Below are 20345 nucleotides of genomic sequence, written 5' to 3'. Positions count from 1 at the left end.
CAGTGACTGTCGGTCATCCCGGCGCCGTGCGCTCACCCTCCCAGCGCCGGGCGAGGTCAACCGCCGTCGCCCGGCGGTCGCTTCCCTCTGGTGGCCGGACGGCGTGGCGTCAGTCCGCGTCGGCGGTGGGCGGCGCCGGGTCCGACACCTGCGCCCGGACCGGTGATTCCGTCTCCCGTGCCGTCTTCGTCGCGGCCACCGGGAGTACGTACTCGCCGGCCAGCCGGGCCAGGTGGAGCGGGAGCGGGCGGGCGAGCGGGGGATAGTCGTCCAGGTAGCGCATCTGATGGGCGAGCGTCGCCCAGTCGGCGGGCCGGTCGGGCTCCTTGCCTTCGCGCCCCGAGTCCGCCAGGGCCTTCTCCGAGAGACAGCCCAGTACGGTGATCTCCAGTTGCGCGGGGTTCCAGGCGGTCTTTCCGGGTGCCCTGCGGTCCTCCGCCGTGGGCACCAGCTTCATCAGCCCCTTGTGCAGTTTCGCCGTGTGCGGCTTGGCGGCCGTACTGGCGAAGACCCGGTTCTCGGGCTCCACCGCGCCCCACACCCCCTCGGCAAAGCCGACCCGGCCCCGGGCGTCGTAGGCGTACCACTCCGCGACCTCCTCCCGGTTGTTCGCGTCGCGCACACTCACCAGGCGCAGATCGCTCCCGTAGGTCGTGAGTCGCTGGTCGGGTTCGGTGCCGAAGCCGAGCATGTCGCGGGCCAGCGAGCCGTTGCGCAGCCGGGGCCAGCACTGACGCAGATTCGCCGCGTCCACCATCAGCAGCGTCGGCCGGTCGCGGAGCTGGAAGAGCAGGGCCCGGACCTGGCTCTCGGTCTCGCGCTGCGCCCGCAGCGCCGCGCCCTCGCTGTCGACGGCGCGGCGTTCTCGCGGGGTGGCGTCCGGGTGTTCCCCCCGGTGGTCGGTGCCGCTGTCCTCCGCGGCCGGTTCGGGTGTCGTGGACAGGAGCCGCAGCAGCTTCGGATACGGCACCCACTCGGCCCGCTCGGCGTCCCAGCCCTGAAGGGCGCCCGGGCCGTCTCCGGGGCGTACCCGCACCGCGACGAGCCGGCGGACCGGGCAGCGCGTGGGTCCCTTGCGGGTGTGACGGACAAGCCACAGCGCCGCGTACTGGAGGTCGCCCGGGATTCCGGCGCCCGCCCGGTGCGCGGGCGTGGTGACGGCGCCGAGCTGCCGGAACGCGTCCAGCCAGGTCCACCGGGCACGATGCTCAAGGGCGGTGTCGGTGCCGTCGGACGGATTGACGAACTGGCTGAGCCATCCCTGCCTCGCCCAGGCGATACGCAGGGCGTGTTTGGGGTCGGAGTCCGGGACGGCGGCGAAGCGGTCCTTGTCGGCGATCTCCGCGATGACGAGGCCGAGGCCGGTCCGCGGCGGGGCCATCCGCTCCGCGACCAGTGCGCAGCGTCCCTCGACGGCCTCGGCGAACCGCACGGCCCTCGGGCGCTTGCGTTCCCGCGAGACGGGCAGGGCGTCGGCCAGAGGTCCGGCGGGGCGGGCACGCACCCTGATCTCGATGCCGTCGCTGCGCCACTGCCAGGTGCCGTCGGCGTCCGATCGCACCCGTTCCCCGGCGGTCGCGCCGATCAGCTTCGGCAGTTCCGCCAGGAGCGCGGCCCGGGTCTGCGGGGACTGCCAGTGGATCTCCACCTCCAGGGGGCGTCCGTTCAGCGCGTGGATCAGGGCGGTGCGGCGCAGCGTGGTGAGCTGTGCCTCGCGGGCCTCCGGCTCCGCCCGGGGGCCGGAGCGGGGGATCAGTGCGGGGGTGTTGTTCCGGGTGGCCCTGGTGAGGTCGGCGACCCGGCGCAGCATCGGGCGGAGTCCTTCCTCGACCCAGGCATCCAGTTCCGCCCGTTCCAGGGGCATCAGGCCACTGCCCACGCCGTGCGGGCCCAGCGAGGTGTGGTGGACGATGCCAGCGGCCACCTCGCCGCAGCCGTGGATCCAGCGTTCCGGATGGGTGAGGAGTTCCGCCGGTTCCGGGTAGTGGCGCACGATGTCCAGCTCCGGGAGGAGCGGTGCCGGGCTGCGGTGACGCCAGGTGACCTCCTTGAGGCGGCGGTCGTAGCCGAGGGAGTTCACCGCCAGCCGGTATCCCCGGTCCGGTCCCTCCGGCCACGGCAGCGGCGCGTCCAGGAGGACCGTCGCGCCGCTGAGCTGGTGGGGACGCAGGTCCAGTTGCGTGGTCCACCGGCGCACTCCGGTGGACACATGGACACGGAAGCGCGGGGCGAACGGCACCGTCTGCACGGTGATCGTGAGACAGGCCGAGTAGAACCAGGTCTGTTTGCGGTGTTCGTACTGCTGGGGTGGCCAGGAGATCAGCCGTGTGCCGTCCCCGGCGCTCTCGACGCGGAAGTGGAGCGTGGCACCGCGGGTACGGAACGGGCGGGCGGCCAGCCGGAAGGCGATCGATTCCGGCAGCAGGTGGTAGAGGCGCGAGGCGGGTTCGGCGGTGCCGCCAGCCGAGGTCACCGTTTCGGTGAGGTCGATCCGCTCGCTCTCCCAGTGCGGAAGCCGGACCGGGTCGGGCCCCTCCGTCGTCAGCAACTGCTGCTCCAGGTCGGGGCCGTCGCCGTCGTCGTCCCCTGCGAACCGCGTCGCCGCCCAGGTGCCGATGAGCGGGGCGAGCGCCTCGGGTGGGACCGCCTCGCGCGCGTAGAGCCACGGCAGGCGGCCATCGGTACCCGCCCGGCGGCCGGTCGCGATGACGCCCGGTGCCAGTGCCTGGAGCAGGGCGTTGAGCTGCCGCACGGGCAGCCGGTCGGGGTGGCGCGAGCCGCTCGCGGTCTCGCTGTGCAGACGGGTGAGCTCCTGGTGCAGCTCCTCGCCGAGCGGCAGGACCCGGAGTTCCTCCTGCCACGGGCCGTGCCGCGGGTCGGGTTCGTAGGCCGTGGCGCGAATGGCTTGGTACACGGATCGCCTCCTAGGTGGGGGACGGCTCTTGGGCGCCGGTGGTGGCGCGGGATTCGGTCAGCAGACGGGTGAGCATCCGCCGGAACGGCTCGTAGAGGGATCGGGCGATGAAGCGCTCCTCGGCGGTCTTCGTGTCGCCTTCGAAGTACGGGTCGAGTACATGGAGCACGCTGTGCAACAGGCTGGACCTGGGGGTGTCGGGGCGCGACGAGGACGCTCCGAGGTTCGGGGCGAAGGCGACATCGACGAAGACGACCCGGGCGGGTACTCCGCCGCGCACCAGCCGGCCGATCACCTGCCACATCAGTACCAGTTGGTCCCAGGTGACCCGCTCGCGTTCCTCGCCCAGGCTGTTCCAGGCCATGGACCGGTTCAGTACTTCGTGCCAGCGGGAGCGGGCGCGGCGGCGGACCTCGTCGGCGCCGGCCTCGACCGAGGGGGCACCGCGCACCCAGGAGGAGAATTCACCTCCGGGTCCCATGGCACGGACGATCCAGTCGTTGATCGCGCTGACGGCGAGGGACAGATCGTCGGGATGGGGATTGGGGCGGGCCAGGAAGTAGACCGTGCCGATCGCGGCCTCGTCGTCCTCGTTGAGGATGTTGTGGCCCCGCTCCACGGCCAGGAGCGGGGCCACCAGAACGCTCGCGGTCAGTTCCGCGAGCCGCTCGACATCGCCCCGGCGCAGTGTGCGGGCGCGGTGGGCGGAGGGCAGTTCGTCCTCGGGGGCGATCTCCTCGTCGTCGGAGACCAGACACAGCACGCTGTTGTGCCAGCGGCTGTTGAGATTGTGCAGGGTGTCGGCGACCACGCGCGCCTCGGCGTAGCTGCCGACCAGGAGCAGGATGTGGTCCCGCCCCTGCGGGAGGTCCAGCAGTTCGCGTTGGAGCGGTCCGCCGTCCAGGGCGTCGTGGTCGCCCTCACCCAGATACCGGGCGATACGCCGCAGCTTCTCCGGACGGTCCCGGGGTGCGGTGCCGGACATCCGCAGTTTCTCGTCGCCGTCGTCGATGAACTCGAAGCGCATCCTGCTCTCGTCGGCGATGCGCTCCGTTGTCTCGGCCGGTGGTTCGATGATCACGCCCACCGGGACACCCACGTGGTAGCGGCCGGAAGCACCGGCCCAGCTACTGCCGGACATGAGCAGCACATGTGCCCCGGGACGGCCGTCCACGGTGGCGAGATGGGGCATGGCGCGCAGCAGTTCGCGGCCGACGCCGCTGCACCGGAAGAAGGTGAGTTCGCCGCTGCGGACGCCGCCCTCGTCCTCTCCGGCCACCCTGAACTGAAACCCCAGGACGTTGCCCATGGGTGCCTCGGGCACCATGGGGCCGTAGTCGAGCGGGCGGCGGTACATGTCGTTGTAGCCGAGATCGAGGGCCGCCTCGACCCTGGGCCACATGGCGTTGATCATGGCCAGCCGGGGTTCGAGCGCACTGAGCAGCAGAGTGAACTCGAAGCGGGTGGCCAGCTCCTTCTGCCAGACCGCGGGGGATGCCGGGGGCTTGGCCTCCAGACGCTCCAGCGCTTTGCGGGCGCCCTTCTTCCGAAGGGCCTCCACGTCGCTTTTCCATTGGGCGAGCTCTTTCTCGTGATCCTGCTGCCGGGAGGCGAGGTACTCCGGAGTGAGTGCCATGACCTTTTCCACCTCTTCGGTCAGGCGGCGTCGGGTGTTCTCCGGGTTTCCGGTGTGCAGCAGTTCGTTGAGCAGGACGGTGAGGTGGTGGAAGTTCTCGTCGGTCCGCCGGGCCCGGTCGCCGAAGGGGTTGTCGCGGAACGCGTCGAGGAGCTTGCCCAGGCTCTCCCTCGGTGCGAGGTTCTCGTGGTCCGGACCGCTGCCGTCGGGGAGTGGATAGCGTTCGTCCAGCAGGCCGAGCTGGAGGGTCCAGGCGCTGAAGTACCCCGTCCGGACCCACTTCCGCAGGTCGGGGTCGCCGACCAGCATCGCGTACAGCCGGTCCGTCGCCAGGGCCGCGGTGCTGAGCGCGGCGGCGAAGGTCTCCACGTCCCGGTCGGAGAGCTGGGTCCGTCCGCTGGCCGCGAGCTCCCGGATCTTGTGCGAGCTGAGCGCGTCGATGAGGCCGTTGTCCTCGTCGCCGGCGAGCACGGTCGCGGGCGCGAAGATCTGGTCGAGTTGCATCTGCACCCGGTCGACCTCGTCGATGATCACGAGATCGCTGCGGCGGCAGGCGAGTTCCAGGTACCGGATGCGCTCGCCGTTCTGCGGACGGGGCGGCGCGGCGTCGATCAGACCGGCCGGGGTCGCCACCCAGATGTGCGCGTCGACCAGGACCCGGGCTCCGTGATGCCGGGGGCAGTCGGACCAGTACGGACAACTGGTGAGGTTCTTCTGCCAGGGGGACTTCCGCGCGCCGGCCGGCCCGCGTCGCGGGTCGCTGGGCGGATTCAGCCGGGCGCACGGCGCCGCGTTGAAAGCCAGGGGTTCGGCGAACGGCGAGGTGTCCTGCCTGCGGACGTTCAGGACGCAGGAGGTGCCCAGGTAGGCGAAGGCCGGGTCGTCGTGGGCGAGCAGCCGGTGCTCGCCGCGGCCGGCGAGCCGGCGGTGCAGTCGCTGGGCGTGACGCTCCCGGCCGGAGACTCCGAGTACCGGCGCGGCCCTGCCACCGGTGTACCGGTTGTACATCTCGACCAGCTTCAGGACCTCGGCGACATCGGAGACCACCACGGTGGTGCGCAGGCCGAGCTTGGCGAGGTGGACGGCGATGATGTCACGCAGTGTGCTCTTGCCGGCGCCGACGATGCCGAGCAGGTGCTGGATCTCGTCGACGGTGAACGTGAAGTCGCGGTCCTTGCGGAACGTACCGTTCTCCTTGACCGACATCTCGAAGTCGTCCAGTCGCCGCGCCCACCCCGGCCGACGCTCCTCGTCGTCACCAGCGTGCAGCGCGTCCATCTCCGCCGCGGTGCGCTCCAGATCCTTCCGGGTGAAGACCAGCGGCGCCCCCTTCGCGGCCGGGACCATGTCCAGGTCGTGGGCGATGACCGGGGCGGGGCGAACGACCGGCAGGTCGACGACGGCCAGTGAGCGGCTGACCTGGAACGCGTGCGGCCCCGGTCCCGCGACCGGCAACCGCTTGCCCGCCAGGGGCGGGGCCACCGTCAGCAGCCGGTCATAGACCTGAAGGCGGCCGGACGCGACGGAGAACTCCTGGTCCGCGGCGACCGCCTCGGTGTCCGGTACGTCGTAGGCGCGTACCGCGGCGTCGAACTCCTGATAGCGCTCCAGGGCTTCACGCCAGGCCCGGCCCCTGCGCAGTGTCCACAGCGAGTAGCGCGCGACCCGCAGTGTCTTCGCCGCGTCCGGGGGCAGGGGAACTCCGTACGCCTCCGCGAATCCGTAGCCGCTGAAGAGCACCCAGGCGCTCCCGGCGGGTGTGCCGGGCATCAGCTTCCGCTGGAGATACAGACCGAGTTCCACCTCGCAGAACGCCTCAAGGGCGGGCTTGCGGACGGACGGTCCGAGGAAGGCCATCAGGTCGGCGAGCACATCGTGCAAAGGGGGTGTGATGCTACGCATCGTCTTCGTCCTCGCTTCGCTTCGGTTCCGGGCCGCCTCGGTCCGCCGTCGAATCGGGGTCGCCCCCGGCGGCGGATGCGGTGAGGCGGTGTACGAGGTTGTCGGGTGTGGTCAGCACCAGCCGCTCCCGGAGGAGGGCGGGCAGCGCGTCGGTGAAGTGCGCGCGGTAGCCGTCGCGGTCCGCCAGCCGCTCGGGCACCACGACGAAGGTGCGGTCCGAGTGGGGGGCCGTGTCGGTGAGATGGGCGGCGAGGAGACCCGGTTGCAGCCGGTCGTACACATGCATCTCCCGCGTACCGGATCCGGTGCCCCGCAGGTGGTACGCGCCGAGGCGGCCCGCGGCGGCCTCGTACTCGATTCCGGTCCGGTCGAGTTCGCTCAGGGCCGCTTCCTCCACGGGGTGCGGCAGGACCAGGAAGGTGCGCAGGGACCGCGGGAGGATCAGAGCGAGGCCGGGTTCACGGATCGGTTCGAAACGGTCCGGCCGCACACAGTCCTCTCCCTCGCACCAGATCGCCTCCCCGGCCGCCGGCCGTACCGGGTCGGACACGATGCGACCGCACGGCAGAGCGGGAAGTCCGCACACCGGACAGGGCAGGAAGAGACCGTCGACACACAGCGCTTCCGGCAGCGGCCGGTACAGCTCCTTGACCCTGGCCCATACCTCTTTGCTCCAGCCACGCGTGCGGCGGTCCTCCTGCTGCACCACGGGGTGGCTCGCCAGGAAGTGCCGGCACCGCGCGTACCGCTCCGCCGATCCACAGCGTGCCTCCAGGTCGTCGAGGAGGGAGCGGGCCTGGGCCGCCACGCCTCCGGCCGCCCCGTGAGAGGCCAGTTCGAGGCACGTCCGGGTGGGCATCTGGCCGATGCGGTCCACCAGTGTCGCGCCCGGGGTGACGAGGGAGGCCGGCACCCCGAACAGCTCGTCGTCCGCGCCGATGTCCCGGCACCATTCCCAGAGTTCGGGCAGGCTCCTCGGGGGCCTCCTTCCGATGCCGAGGCAGCGCATCACCGTGTGATCCAGCGCCCGCTGGGCGTAACCCGGGTAGGGCAGCGTGAAGGAGCGCAGGCTCCTGGTCTCGGCCAGGGCAGCCACCATGCGGGCCAGTTCCAGGAAGAGTTCCGTACCCGCGTTCGCCGCCTCGTCCTGTTCCCGTCGGGCGCTACGGCGCCGGGCCGTGGCCGCCATCAGGCGAGCACCTCGGCAGGGCGGGAGGCCGGGCACCAGCGGGCCACCTCACAGCGACGGCATGCATCTCCGGGGGCGGGCGAGAAGTGGTCGTCACCGTGCCACTCCGTCACCATCTCCCGCAGGATGCTCTCCGCAGCCGCCCGGTTGGCCGGGGCGAGGGGGTCGATGATCTCCAGATCCGCACCGCCCGGGCGCAGCACCTCCAGTTCGACCCGGGAGCGGGCCGACCCACCGCCGAGATCGCCTCGCGCGGCGAGCAGGACCGCCAGCGCGAGCTGCGGGTAGAGGTCCAGCAACGGCTGCTTGGACCGACGGTCGGTCGCCGAGGTCTTGGTCTCGCGCCACACCCAGGAGTCCCCGTCCCGGTAGAGCAGATCGGGCTGCGCGATCACCACGACATCGGCGGCGGTGTCGTGCCGGACCACCCGGGGCTCGGTCCGGACATCCGTGCCGTTCCTGACACACCGCAGGGGGCAGACAGCGGCGTGCCTGCGCAGCAGGCGTACCCCGAGCCGACGTTCGTCATCGGGCAGGTCGTAGCCGTCCGGCACCCACTGCTCCGGGACATCGACCGTGCAGGGCCGGGGTGCCGCCTGGCCGTGCCGGTCGGCGAGGTAGGCGTGCAGCGCCCGGCCTCGCTCCGCCGTCACGTCCCGCTCCACGGAGTCCGCCGCGGGCAGGCGCAGTCGGCGCAGATGGTCACGCGCCGGACAGATCCGATAGTTCCGCCCATTGGTCACCGACCAAGTGCGCCGCGTTCGTGCCGGGTTCTCGATCCCCAGCAGTCCCGCAGCGCTCCGCAGGGCCGGGCAGACCCGCACGTACGGGCATTCTCCACAGGCGGAGCCGGGTCGGTACTCCTGGCCGTTGAGAACGTCGGCCAGCGCCCCGGGGCCGTTCTCCCGGTAGGCGGCGAGCGCCTGCGCCCTGCTTCCGGCGAAGAGTTCCCGTATCTCGCCGTCGAGCAGCGCGAACTCCACGATCCGTACCTGTTCGGGCCGGGGACCCGGCCCGCCTTCGGCCAGCACCAGGGCTGCGGCGGCGACGAATCCCTCCGCAGGAGGCTTCGGTCCCAGCCGGTGCACAGGCAGCCGGAGTTCACGAAGTTTTCCGTCACCGGAAGCCAGGCAGCGACCCCAGACGGTGAACCGGTACTCCTCCGCTGTCCGCGCGTCCGGTGTGGACGGCCGGTAGCGGTAGGTCCACCGCTCGCGCACCTCGCGCAGCGGACGCTGCGGATCCACGGGGAAGGCCGCGTCGTACCGGGCCAGTCCGTGTTCCGTCCAGGACCGGAGACCCTCGTGGAGCACGCCTTCGCGCCCGCCGACCGGGACATCCGCGGTCTCGGTGGGACGACGGGTCCGTGCGTCACAGACGGCCATGAAGGGAGCGAGAGTGAAGTGTTCCAGCCTTTCCCGACGCCGCGGAGCCGCTTCCAGGGGGAGGTAACTGCGGGCTTTGAGGGCGTCGGCGGCCGGGCAGCGGAAGTCGCCCCGCTTGAACATGCCGGCAGATACCGTGATGGTCTGGGTGGTGCGGTGCACCCGCACTCCGTCAGGGGGCAGCCAGGTTTGTGACATGGTTCTCTCCTCTTCCGAGCGATATGAGAAAGCGAATTGACTGGAAATTCGGAGGCACATCATGAATGAAATCCACGACATCGGGGACATCACCAACCACTACAAAGTCGAGGGCCGGTTCGATGACGGAGGCTACGGTGATCTCTACATCGGCAGCGACCTCCGATCCGAGAAGCAGGTAGCGATCAAGACTCAGAAGCCCTGGCGGATCGGGGCCAAGAGCATCTACCACAGCGACGGCAGGCGGCTGGTCGAGGAAGAGGGCTCTCACATGATCACGCTGAGCGGAATCGAAGCGATTCCGAAGCTGATCGCGAAAGGAACGTACCGAACAGACCGCTGCCTTGTCATGGAATTCATCAAAGGACGCCAACTCCGCACGGCCCTGGAGGAAGAACCGCCGATCAAGGATCCGGCCACAGTTGCCTCGATCATCGGGCAACTCTGTGAAATCTTCCGGGATGTGCACGAGAAGAACCTGGTGCACTGCGACCTGAAACCGGAGAACGTCATCGTGGAACCCGATGGCCGTTTACGACTCATCGACATGGGCCAGGCCGTACGCATGGAAACCCCGACCGATGACTATCGCGGCACACCGGGTTACGCCTCACCCGAGCAACTCGACGCGAACCCCGACGGCCTCACCGCCGGAGCGGACATTTTCACGTTGGGCGCCATGCTGCTGGAGATGACCGTCATGCACCTGCCCTATGGGGGGCTGGAGCGGAGGGTCGAGATCGGCCACCCCGTGCTGCCTGCCGACCTGGTCGCCAAAATCCCCGCAGAGTTCCATGATCTCGCGCTGCACATGGTCCAGTGGAATCCCGAGGATCGCCCGAAAGATGTGCAGGAGGTGTTCGATCGCATCCGCTGCCATCTGCCCGAGAAGGGCTCTCGACGCCCCCGAAAGCCCCTGCGTCCGGACCCCACGGAGTACTACCGCACCCGCGCACCCCGGCTATGGCACCGCCTTCCCCGGGGGACGACATCATCGCAGCCCTTCCAGTAGTTCCCGGATCTCCTGGACGTCGGTGCCTTTCATCTGTTCACGGAGCATCTGGACCCTTTCGAGTTCCAGCACAGCGGCAGACGTATCTCCGGACGAGATCAGCACGTCCGCCAGGTGCCGCCGGGTCTTGTCCTCGTCGGGCCAGTACTCCTGCGCCCGGAAGAGGTCGCACGCACGGTGGAGCAACTCCACACCATGGGCCCGCTCGTCCCGCGCGATCTGCACTTTCGCCAAGGTGAACAGCACGTCGGCCCGGCAGCGGTGGTCCGTCGTCCGCTCCACCACGCGGAGGGCTTCCTCGCACAGCCGGTGTGCCTCAGCATGGTCGCCCCGGTCGTTGAGGAGCGCGCCGATCGCGTTCAGCGCCGCCGCCTCGCCGACGAGGTCGAGGAGCTCCCGAGACAGCTCCAGGGCCTGCCGGAGCTTGTCCTCCGCCGACTCCCTGCTCTCGCCCTTGCGCAGGGTGATCCCGAGCGCGTAGAGCGAGCGGGCGAGGCTGAGCCGTCCGCTCGGGCTCTCGTCCTGTTCGCTCAGGCGGACAGCCCGCTTGAGCTGGGCGGCGGCCAGGTGGTAGTTGCCCAGCCGCCATTGGGTGCCGGCCTGCATCCGCCGGACCATGGCGCATTCGACCGGGGAGGCGACCGTCTCCGCGATATCGGCGGCGCGGTTGAGGTCTGTCGACGCGTCTGTCAGGTGGCGTCGACGCCATTGGTAGGGCACCAGGGCCATCGGCAGCATCCACATGTACCGATCCAGGCGTTCATTGAAGGCCAGCTCGACACCCTGCCGAAGAGTGGGGTATTCGTTGTCCAGATACTCCAGGGCCTGGTCCAGGTCCGCAGGTTCGATCACATGGACACCGACCGGTTCGCCGATATGCAGCAACCGCTGATCGTCGAGCATGCGATCCCAGGCCCAGGCATTCTGTAGCTGATGCTCCAGTACTTGCCGCACGGTCGCCTTCCTGATGGCCGCTTGACCGGCGGTCAGCTCCTCAGTGGCCTCTGCTTCGACGGTCGATCCGACCTCGGCAGTCGTCGGGCTGACATGGTGGCGGGCAAAGGCCCGCACCAAGTCATGCAACTGATAGCGATCGGACCGGAACATCACAAGGTTCGCCGCGACGAGTTCCCCCAGAACTCGCTCCGCCCGCATTCCACCCCCCGCCACACCGAGATCCTTCACTGCATGCCACGTGATACTGGGGCCGGGATGGATGCCCAACTGCCATAGCAGGAGCCTGGCTTCCTTGCTGAGCACCCGTGCGGAGCAGGTGAGCGCAACGAGCATCGACAGCTCGTGATCAGGCCGATCCAGTTCTTCGAGCCTGCGCCTTTCCATCTTCATGTCCCGCACCAGATCCGGGATGCTGTTCCGTGGCTCGTACCGCAGTCGCCGCTCCACGACGGTGAGAGCCAGCGGCAGGTTGCCACAGAGTTCCACCAGTTCACCGAAGGCGATGGCGTACGTCTCCCGATCCTTCTGAGACACCTCCTTCTGGAGTACCTCCAGGGCGGCGTGGTCAGTCAACAACTCCACTTCGCGGCGACGCACCTTCCTTCCGGAGCACAGACCACCCAGTTCACGACGACTGGTGATGATGACGGCACAATTCCCACTCCCGGGAAGCAGCGGGAGTACCTGCTTGGTACTGAAGGCGTCATCGAGCACCAGCAGCAGCGACCGATGGGCCGAGGCTGTACGGAACGCGCCACTCTTTGCCTCCAGGCCCACAGCATCGGAGTAGGGTGCGAGCTCGGCCAAGAGACCGTCCAGAATGGGTTCCGGATCGGCCGGGCCCAGATCGTTGTCGCTGAATCCGTTGAGCTCTCGTACGAAGGCTCCGCCGGGAAACTGGTCCACCACCAGTTTGGCGAGGTGGTACGCCAAGGTGCTCTTTCCCACTCCTGCCATACCGGTGAGGAAGATCAGCGGCATCCGGCCCGCACGCCTTTCCTCGGATATGTACTCCACAAGACTCCGCAGCAGGTCGTCCTGCCCAATCGGGTCGGGCACATCCGCGATCAACTGCCTGGGGATCGGCGGCAACACCGTCGCGGTCGACTGAGGAGCGGCCCCACGCAGTCGATCGATAACAGTCTGTAGTTGGGGGTCCGGGGTCGTGCCGGTATCCACTACCCATTGACCGACGAGTCTCTCAAGCTCCTCGCCGGACATCCTTCGGCCGTGTGCTATCAGGTAGTACTGAAAAATCCGCATCCGTTGCGGTAATCGGGCATACCATTTCTCCGACTCTTCTTCGAGCAACCCGGAGTATCTGGCTTTCCAAGCAGCCTCCAGCAGGGCGCACACAGCGGCGACCCGATCCTCCAACATCCGCTCCCGCCGCAGCTCGAAGCCCTTGCCGAGCAATCCGCGCAACGGCTCGCCGTCCTCACTCCACTCCTCCAAAGCGGCCCGGATCAGGGCGAACTGCTCCGGGGGAGGCAGTTCCGAAGCTCGCTGCCAGCTTTCGCGAAAGCGCAGGTAGTCCGTGCTCCCGGCCGGCGCATTGAGGGTGACGAAGCCCGACTTCCCGGCGTGGGGCAGGACTTCGCCGCCCAGTACCTTGCGAAGGTCCGTGACCACCCGGTCCACCCGGCCATCGACCCCCGTCTCGCCGGGATACAGAGCGTCGGCGATCTCCTCCCGGCTGCACCGGCATCCCGGTGAGGTGACCAACAGCGCGAACAGAGCCGCGGGCTTCCGCGTGCCCAACGCCTGTTTCCCGCCCTCGCCCTTGACACTGACCGTGCCCAGCACCCGTCCGTCCATCGCTTCCCCTCCCGCCGGGTGGCAGCAGGCCACCCCCAATGGGCCCGCACCGCGCTCCTTCAACTGTGCACATCCGACGCCCAGTTCATACACATGCGCTCCTTCGCGCCCCCCTGGTTCTCAGTTATCGCTCAGTTTTCAATCTGCGGCGCCATGGCCACCCGGGCACGATGTTCATCAGCCGCTCGCAACAGCGCGAGGGATCGGCATCGTCGTGCAACAGAAAGGGTCGTCAGTACATGAACAACCGCCAGCGCAACCGCCGGGTGATCCGGCTCCGGACCTCGCCCGGTTTCCCGCCGAGCCGTCGCAAGGAGAAGGCCGGCCTGACCGAGGGCTCGACGCCGTCGGCCGCGACCACCGAGTCGACGGACACGCCGAACACCTCGTCCACCGACACGGCCTGAGCCGTCCCGACCCGGAGGGTGCCCGTCCCATCGTCGGGGCGGGCACCCTCCCCGGCCGCCGGACCCGCGTGAGGGCCCCTTCGGCGCCTCTCATCCGCTCGGTGTCAGCGATAGCGGCAGTCCGCGTGCACGTCCGGCGCTTCATCCAGGAGTAGAACAATGGGGCGCCTGGGGCTGCTTCCCGTTTTGTCCCATTCTCAACGTCGGGACCGCCGCCTCACCGAGCCGCCGACACCCCACCCCATCTCGACCCACCCCAGGAATCTCCCTCACCACAAAGAGAGGATATTTCATGATAACTACACCTTCTGCGAGCGTGTTCACCGCAGTGAGGCAGCATTTCGACGACCTCCACACCAACGAGACGGCACCGGTGATTCTCGGCCGTCGGGCGAACGAGAGCGAAGGTGGTGAGCCGGTCCGGCTGACCGCCGCCGAGGCATACGAGGCCCTGTACGGGCCGGACCGGGATCCGCGCCTGTCCGCCACGGTCTGGGACGCCGTACTCAGTACGGCTCGGGCCGACCGCTCCCCCGACGGGACCGGGAAACTCCTGCTCATCTGGCTGGCCGCACCCCGGCTGACCGGGACGGTCCGGAGGATCTGCGGGCGCCTGCGCGTCGACCGCTCGGACGTGGAGTCCGAGATGGTCCTGGCCCTGCTCGAAGCTCTCGAGGAGCAGGCCGGTCAGGAAGAGGCCGCGCGGTCGGCCCACTGGGGCGCCATGACCGGCCTCGCCGTCGGGCCGCTGCTCAGGGCAGCCCGCACCAGGGCATGGCGATTCGCCCGTGCCGGTCTGCGGGAGACCCCTTCCACCCAGGTGGAGCGCCTCTCCGAGGACCGCGCCCTGACGCCTGCGGCGGCCGACACGGCGGAAATCGACACGGCACGCGACGGGCTCGACGTACGGGTCGACCGTCCGGACGGGCCGGACGGACTGCGGGCCTCCTTGAGGTTCCGGGTGCGTCCGGAGCAGTTGCGGGCGGAGGCACTCACCCCTACCCAAGAGGAGGCCGGGGCCCGCCCGCCCCAGGGCCACGTTCCCCGCAGGCGCGTGCCCAGGCGTCGGGTACGCACCCTCGCGTCCCGCCCCGTCACGAGGAGGCCGTGATGACCTCGTCCCACGGTCGGCTCAGTTTCACCGAACTGTTCGAACTGCCCGTCGTCATCGACCTGCGGACAGCGGCCCGTGCGCTCGGTGTCTGCAACGCGACGGCCTATCGGCTGGTGCACCGGGACGAGTTTCCCTGCCCGGTGCTCCGGGTGGGGCGCCAGTTCAGGGTTCCCACCAGCCAGTTGATGCGCGCCCTGGGGATCGAGGAGCGGCCCCTGTACGACTTGGACCTGGATCCGGACCAAGGCCCCGACACGGAACCGGACACGGACGACGACTGGCGGACGGGCTCGTAGTCCGCGCTCGGCGTCGCTGAGTTCGACCAGAAAAACCCTCCGGGCGGTGCCCCGCGCGACAACGCGTGGGGCACCGCCCGGAGGAAAATCAACCGGCGAGGAAAGCGAAGGAACTCGTGCAGTAAAGGAGTCTGAGAAGGAAGCCCCTTCATGGCCTCGCCGTTCCGTCACGCTAGCACTCACGCCGGGATCATGTCGCGCAGGTTTTCGAGGGTGATGATCCGGGAGTCCGGGTGGAGGCCCTCGGGGCGTTCCAGGCCGAGGTAGAGGACGGGCTCGGCCGGGACGGGGTCGCCGGGCCGCCGGGTGGCCACCGGTGTCGTGCCGTCGGACATCAGGTCCGCCAGGTAGCGGACCGTCAGGTACTCGCGGGCCACCACCGCCCGCACCACCTTCGCCACCGACACCTGGTTCTCCTCGACCCGGTTGGCCGCCGAGACGCCCCGCAGGTACAGGTGCAGCCACTTCGCGCTCCAGCGGCCGTCCTTCGCCCGGCGGAAGACCAGCGGCAGCGCCACCCGGCCCGTGCCCCGCAGGTCCGACTTCATGCGGACCGTGCGCGGCTCGAACGGGCGGCCCCGCTGCTCGCCGTCGCGCAGCATGAAGCCGAAGAAGGACTCCTCGACCTCGTGGAAGCCCTCGCCCTCGTAGATGTTGACCTGCGGCACGATGAAGGGGGCCCGGATCCGGTCCAGGGTCAGGCCGATGAACTCCGAGGCTCCGTCGGGCGCCTCGGTGATGTCGCCCGAGTGCCGGCCGCCGACCGTCTTGAGGGACGTGTAGGAGAGGAAGGTGTCGGTGCTGTAGTCCGTGTTGAGGAGCAGCGCGGACAGGTCGTAGTCGGTGCGGTGCCTGGTCTGCTTCCAGTGGACGAAGAAGCGCAGCTCACCGCCGTCGACCGGGGAGAGCGAACCGCGCGGGAGGATGCCGAGCCCGGCCGGGGCCGCCCGGCCGCTGAGCGGCAGCGCCACATCGAGGATGTCCGGGTCGACCAGGATCCGGCCCGGCGGCGCCGGGAGCCTGCGGCGGATCTCGGCGTCGAGGGCGGCGATCAGCCGGTCGCGGTCGGCGGCGGGGACGGGCGGCCGGGCGTCGGCGGCGACCCAGCCCCGGCCCCGGCGGTTGACGAAGATCCGGGGCGCGCCGGTCTCCCGCTCCCGGTTGTGGAAGTGCTCGCGCACCGACAGCACCACCCGCCCGGACACCTTCGGCGCGACCCGTACCGCCGCCTCCACCACCAGGTCCCGCTCGTCCTGGTCGACGGCGGCCCGCAGCAGCAGGTCCAGCGCCCGGAACAGCTTTCCCGGCGCCGACGACAGCATCCGTACCGCGCCCGGGACGTCGTGGTCGTGCAGGCGTTCGTCCACGCGGCTGTCGAGGGAGCGGCGGGGCCGCCGGTCGCCCCGGGCCACGGCGAACACGGAGGCGGCGTGCGGCCACTGCGGGTACTCGTGCGGGTGCAGTCGCTCGCCGAGCCGCTTGAACGGCTCCCGGTGCGCGAGCACATCGGCCAGCTTCGCGGGATTCGCCGCGACGATCCCGTCCAGGCCCGCGAGCAGCGCGCGGCGCACCGGCCTCGGGAGCGTCCGGAACCGGGTCGGTTCCGTCAGGGTGACATCGCCGCCGGACAGCGCGCACGCCAGCCGCAGTACGTCGGTCACCGTGTCCAGCAGCGGATCCGCCCCGGCGGAGAGCCGCGCCCCGTTGACGACCGCCCGGATCTCGCGCACCGGGATCGTCTCCGGCTGGGGCCCGAGCACACACCACCCGGCGAGGAAGGAGAGGTCGAGGAGTTCCTCCTCCCCGAGCGGCGTCGCACCTCCCGCCAGGGACAGGTACAGCTCCGTCAGTTCGTCGTCCAGGTCCCGCCCGAGATGCAGCACGGTCACCCGGTCCCCCGCGGCGGCGATCAGCTCGTCCTGCGCCGCGAGCATCTGCTCGTAGGTGTGCTGGTAGCGGCCGTAGGCGGGGAGGCTGAGCAGGTCCAGGACGCCCCGGGCCAGTTGCGACAGCACGGTGGTGCGGGATGTGCGGTCGGCGAGCGCCTTCGCCACGCACCGCATCCAGAACTCCTCGGTGTCCGGGACGTTCGCCGGGAAGTCGATGAAGTAGCTGTTGTGGCGGACGTGGTCGCCCAGCATCTCGCGCACCGTGCGCAGGGTTCCCCGCGCGGTACGGGTGACCGCCGCCGGGGTCAGCCCGGACAGCCGCTCCAGCAGCTCCGACGACAGCTTGAAACCGACCGAGGCCAGCGCGGCGTCGAACTGCCGTGCCACGACGGCCCCTTCCCCGGGGGATCCCTGGGGGGACGGAAGACGGTGTGCGTGCCGGATGACCAGCGCTTCAGGGCTCTGCTCCATCCGGGCATGGTCGCAGAGGTGTACGACTCTCCGCATCGCACTTTCGGCTCCGCCGAGGGCCTGGCGGCCGGCCGCCATCAATTCCACTCCCCTCTCATTCATTTTCCCCATCCATGAGGCGGGGGTGAATTCTCCATGCGGGGAATTCCCTGTTTGCGGGGTGCCGGTGAGAGCGAGAACGACGGCTTCGGGGAGTTCAGGCGCGGCTGCGCCAGCACCACCGCACCCAGGATCAGCACCACCCCCGCCGTCTGCGCGACGGACAGCGACTCGGCCGCGAAGACCAGCCCCAGGACGGTCGCCACGAGCGGGCTGCCGAGCGCGAGGAACGACACCGCGAGCGCCGGGAGCCGTTCGATACCGCGGAACCAGAGGGCGTAGCTGATCACCGCGCCGAAGACGATGAGGTATCCGAAGCCGAGGACGTGGGAGCCGGAGAGGGAGGGCGGAAGCCCTTCCCCGAGCAGGGTGAAGGGCAGCGACACCAGTCCCCCGGCGGCGAGTTGCCAGCCGGTGAAGGACAGCAGGCCGACCCCCTCGGGACGCCCCCAGCGCTTGGTGAAGGTGATCCCGGTGGCCATGCAGACCGCCCCGCCGAGCGCCGCCGCCACGCCCACCGGGTCGAGCGCGACCGCCCCGCGGGCCACCAGGAGCACGACCCCCGCCGCCCCCACCACACAGGCGACCGCGTGGACGGCCCGGATCCGGTCCCCCAGCAGCACGGCGGCCAGGATCAGCACCACCACCGGCTGCACCGCCATCACCATCGCCGCGACCCCGCCCGGCAGCCGGTAGGCGGCGACGAACAGCAGCAGATTGAAGGCCCCGATATTGAGCGTCCCGAGGACGAACGCCCGCCACCACCACACCCCCTGGGGCAGAACCCGGGAGAAGAGCAGCAGCGCGAGTCCGGCGGGCAGCGCGCGGACCGTGGTGGCGAGCAGGGGGCGGTCCGGCGGAAGCCATTCGGTGGTGACGAGATAGGTCGTGCCCCATATCGCGGGGGCGAGCGCGGTCAGCCCGACCACGGCAGGCCCTCCGAAGAAAGGAGAAAGGGAAGGAGAAAGGGAAGGGGAAGGGGAGGGAGAGGGGGAAGGGCGGGCGATTTCACCGGTATCGAGGAGCATTTCACTGGCGGCATACGGAAATTCTGCTGGACACCTCACCCATGAGTCCAATGCATATATGTCATCTCATTCATCAACTGTCGCGATGAATGTGGCACCATGTCCGCATGGAGCTTCACCAGATGCGCTATGTGGTCGCGGTCGCCGAGACGAACAGCTTCACCAGGGCCGCCGAGCGCTGTCATGTCGTCCAGTCGGCGCTGAGTCATCAGATCGCCCGGCTGGAACACGAGTTGGGCGCGAAGCTCTTCGAGCGCACCACCCGGCGGGTGCGGCTGACCCCGGCCGGGACGGCGTTCCTGCCCGCCGCCCGGCAGTGCCTGGACGCCGCCGATCGCGCGGCGGCCGAGGTCGCGGCGGCGATCGGCGAGGTACGGGGGCGGTTGGACGTGGGGCTCATCCCGTCCGTCGCGGCGGTGGACGTGGCGGCGGCGCTGCGCGTCTATCGCGAGCGGTATCCGCAGGTGCGGATCGGGCTGCGGGTGGGCGCGAGCGACGAGTTGATCGAGCAGGTCAAGGAGCGGTCGGTGGAGGTCGCCTTCCTGGGCCTGCCGCCCACCCTCCGGCCGCACGGCGTGCACGCCCGTGAACTCGCCCGGGACCGGCTGGTCGCCGTCGTCGCCCCCGGCCATCCGCTGGCCGACGAACCCTCCGTCGATCTGCGCCGGCTCGTCTCGGAGGACTTCGTCGACCTGCCCGCCGGGACGGCCGGGCGGATCCAGTCCGACCTGGCCTTCCAGGCCGCCGGGCTGACCCGCGAGGTCCCCTTCGAGGTGACCAACGCCGACTTCCTGGCCCGTCTGGTGAGCCAGGGCCTGGGCATCGCCCTGCTCCCCTCGGCGTATGTCTCCCGGCTGAGCGGTGTCACCACCATCGAGGTCACGGACGCCCCGACCCGTGTCGAGTACGTCATCCGGCACCGGGACGGCAGCACCCCGGCCGCCGCGGCCTTCCTGGACCTGCTGGAGTCCGAGCCCGCCGTCGGCACCGCGCCGCCCGCGGATTCCGCGCCGATGTGAACCCCCGGCAGCGGGGCTCGCCCCCGAGCCCCCTCCACCTGTGCTACCCCGGAAGTGTCCCGCGCCGCCCGCCCCCCTCGCGGAGCGCGGCGGCGCCCCCTCCCGACCTCTGGGGCCACCAACGGTGACTGAACTCAATGACCTCGCGGACTCCGTCGAATCGGCGGAGCAACTCGCCGCCGCCTGGCGGCACATGGTGCTCGACCGCACTCCCGACGCCGATGTACGTGATCTGCCCGGTGTCGCGGTGCGCTGGGCCGACAGCCGGTTCGTCTTCTGGAACTGCCTCACCCTCACCGGCGGCGGCATCGGCCCCGACGCCCTCGACCGGCGGCTGCGCGAGGCCGCCGAGGTCATGCGGGCCAAGGAACGCCCCGGGTTCCTCTGGCTGTTCGAGGCGCTGCTCGACGGGGCCGCCCGCGCCGCGCTCCCCGCCGCCGCCGAGCGCGCCGGACTCCGGTACGCCTTCCCCGGTACCGGGATGGCCGGTGACGTCCTCCCGCTGCCCGAACCCCGCCACCCCGACCTCACCTTCCTCCGGGTCACCGACGAGACCCAACTGCGGGCGTTCGCCGATCTCAACTCCCGCGCGTACGGCTTCCCGCTGGAGGACGGGCGCGACGGACTGCTCGGGTCAACCCTGTGGAAGGACGGGGCGTACGCCTATCTGGGGATGCGCGGCGACACCCCGGTGTGCTGCGCCGGGGCGCTCGCGGTGGACGGGCGGCTGTTCGTCGCGCTGGTCGCCACCGACCCGCAGTGGCAGCGCAAGGGGTACGGCGAGGCCGTCACCCGCAAGGCGCTGTACGAGGGGGCCCGCGTCACCGGGCTCACCCGGGCCGTCCTGCACGCCACCGAGGCCGGCGCCCCGGTCTACCACCGGATCGGACTGCGCCCGAACTCCCCGATCCGCTTCTACGGGCTCCAGGACTGACCCACCCTCGCGCCCCACCCACGCCCCACCCACACCCCACCCCCGAACGGCCCTCGCGACTCCCCCGAGCGCGAGGG

13 protein-coding genes are annotated in these 20345 nt (G+C 70.1%); 6 read left to right on the top strand and 7 right to left on the bottom strand.

The window, feature by feature from the left end; translation table 11 throughout:
- Positions 1-109: 109 nt before the first annotated feature.
- Genes AB0O01_RS16290 through AB0O01_RS16275 form a run of 4 tightly spaced genes read right to left on the bottom strand, consistent with a single transcriptional unit; the run spans position 110 to position 9224 of the window.
- On the bottom strand, positions 110-2914 hold the full coding sequence (locus AB0O01_RS16290; protein ID WP_365313884.1) for a DUF3962 domain-containing protein: 2805 nt from the start codon (positions 2912-2914) through the stop codon (positions 110-112).
- Between the two features lie 10 nt (positions 2915-2924).
- Positions 2925-6452 carry a hypothetical protein gene (locus AB0O01_RS16285; protein WP_365313882.1) on the bottom strand — a complete coding sequence of 1176 codons (3528 nt, stop codon included), beginning with the start codon at positions 6450-6452 and terminating at the stop codon, positions 2925-2927.
- The gene (locus tag AB0O01_RS16280) at positions 6445-7641 is read right to left on the bottom strand and encodes a hypothetical protein (protein WP_365313880.1); all 1197 of its coding nucleotides are present in this window, start codon (positions 7639-7641) and stop codon (positions 6445-6447) included. The genes AB0O01_RS16285 and AB0O01_RS16280 overlap by 8 nt, the downstream gene beginning before the upstream one ends.
- Positions 7641-9224 (bottom strand): PD-(D/E)XK nuclease family protein, encoded by a 1584-nt coding sequence (locus AB0O01_RS16275; RefSeq protein ID WP_365313878.1) that lies wholly within the window; start codon positions 9222-9224, stop codon positions 7641-7643. The genes AB0O01_RS16280 and AB0O01_RS16275 overlap by 1 nt, the downstream gene beginning before the upstream one ends.
- Before the next feature lie 61 nt (positions 9225-9285).
- On the opposite strand from AB0O01_RS16275, the gene AB0O01_RS16270 reads away from it, so the two are divergent.
- Positions 9286-10236 carry a serine/threonine-protein kinase gene (locus tag AB0O01_RS16270; protein WP_365313876.1) on the top strand — a complete coding sequence of 317 codons (951 nt, stop codon included), beginning with the start codon at positions 9286-9288 and terminating at the stop codon, positions 10234-10236.
- Here the strand turns inward: AB0O01_RS16270 and AB0O01_RS16265 are convergent.
- Entirely contained in the window at positions 10216-13104 is a 2889-nt protein-coding gene (locus tag AB0O01_RS16265; RefSeq protein ID WP_365313874.1) for a tetratricopeptide repeat protein, read from the bottom strand. The genes AB0O01_RS16270 and AB0O01_RS16265 overlap by 21 nt on opposite strands.
- A gap of 146 nt (positions 13105-13250) precedes the next feature.
- Between AB0O01_RS16265 and AB0O01_RS16260 the strand changes: the two genes are divergently transcribed.
- From AB0O01_RS16260 to AB0O01_RS16250, 3 genes are all read left to right on the top strand, one after another.
- Positions 13251-13418: a hypothetical protein gene (locus tag AB0O01_RS16260; protein WP_365313872.1), complete on the top strand. Its 168-nt coding sequence runs from the start codon at positions 13251-13253 to the stop codon at positions 13416-13418.
- Between the two features lie 316 nt (positions 13419-13734).
- On the top strand, positions 13735-14529 hold the full coding sequence (locus tag AB0O01_RS16255; RefSeq protein ID WP_365313870.1) for a hypothetical protein: 795 nt from the start codon (positions 13735-13737) through the stop codon (positions 14527-14529).
- Entirely contained in the window at positions 14529-14828 is a 300-nt protein-coding gene (locus AB0O01_RS16250) for a helix-turn-helix domain-containing protein (protein ID WP_365313868.1), read from the top strand. The genes AB0O01_RS16255 and AB0O01_RS16250 overlap by 1 nt, the downstream gene beginning before the upstream one ends.
- 179 nt (positions 14829-15007) lie before the next feature.
- Here AB0O01_RS16250 and AB0O01_RS16245 read toward each other — a convergent pair whose 3' ends face one another.
- Positions 15008-17188 carry a TerD family protein gene (locus tag AB0O01_RS16245; protein WP_365313866.1) on the bottom strand — a complete coding sequence of 727 codons (2181 nt, stop codon included), beginning with the start codon at positions 17186-17188 and terminating at the stop codon, positions 15008-15010.
- A gap of 98 nt (positions 17189-17286) precedes the next feature.
- Positions 17287-18216, bottom strand: a complete 930-nt coding sequence (locus AB0O01_RS16240) for an EamA family transporter (RefSeq protein ID WP_365313864.1) — start codon at positions 18214-18216, stop codon at positions 17287-17289.
- A gap of 206 nt (positions 18217-18422) precedes the next feature.
- Here AB0O01_RS16240 and AB0O01_RS16235 point away from each other — a divergent pair, with 206 nt between their 5' ends.
- Positions 18423-19334, top strand: coding sequence for a LysR family transcriptional regulator (locus AB0O01_RS16235; protein ID WP_365313862.1), 912 nt, complete (start codon positions 18423-18425; stop codon positions 19332-19334).
- 193 nt (positions 19335-19527) lie between these two features.
- Positions 19528-20268 carry a GNAT family N-acetyltransferase gene (locus AB0O01_RS16230; protein WP_365314406.1) on the top strand — a complete coding sequence of 247 codons (741 nt, stop codon included), beginning with the start codon at positions 19528-19530 and terminating at the stop codon, positions 20266-20268.
- Positions 20269-20345: the final 77 nt, after the last annotated feature.

Origin of the sequence: Streptomyces sp. NPDC093252, from assembly GCF_040683675.1 — a bacterium.
Classification (GTDB): Bacteria; Actinomycetota; Actinomycetes; order Streptomycetales; family Streptomycetaceae; genus Streptomyces.
Note: the sequence above shows the minus strand (reverse complement) of the source record. Positions and strands in the feature narration are given on the sequence as shown.

Bases quoted from the DNA above. Each gene is read 5' to 3' on its own strand.
- AB0O01_RS16285 (WP_365313882.1), bottom strand. From the start codon at position 6,452: ATGCGTAGCATCACACCCCCTTTGCACGATGTGCTCGCCGACCTGATG.
- AB0O01_RS16280 (WP_365313880.1), bottom strand. From the start codon at position 7,641: ATGGCGGCCACGGCCCGGCGCCGTAGCGCCCGACGGGAACAGGACGAG.
- AB0O01_RS16275 (WP_365313878.1), bottom strand. From the start codon at position 9,224: ATGTCACAAACCTGGCTGCCCCCTGACGGAGTGCGGGTGCACCGCACC.
- AB0O01_RS16270 (WP_365313876.1), top strand. From the start codon at position 9,286: ATGAATGAAATCCACGACATCGGGGACATCACCAACCACTACAAAGTC.
- AB0O01_RS16260 (WP_365313872.1), top strand. From the start codon at position 13,251: ATGAACAACCGCCAGCGCAACCGCCGGGTGATCCGGCTCCGGACCTCG.
- AB0O01_RS16250 (WP_365313868.1), top strand. From the start codon at position 14,529: ATGACCTCGTCCCACGGTCGGCTCAGTTTCACCGAACTGTTCGAACTG.
- AB0O01_RS16245 (WP_365313866.1), bottom strand. From the start codon at position 17,188: ATGGAGCAGAGCCCTGAAGCGCTGGTCATCCGGCACGCACACCGTCTT.
- AB0O01_RS16235 (WP_365313862.1), top strand. From the start codon at position 18,423: ATGGAGCTTCACCAGATGCGCTATGTGGTCGCGGTCGCCGAGACGAAC.
- AB0O01_RS16230 (WP_365314406.1), top strand. From the start codon at position 19,528: ATGGTGCTCGACCGCACTCCCGACGCCGATGTACGTGATCTGCCCGGT.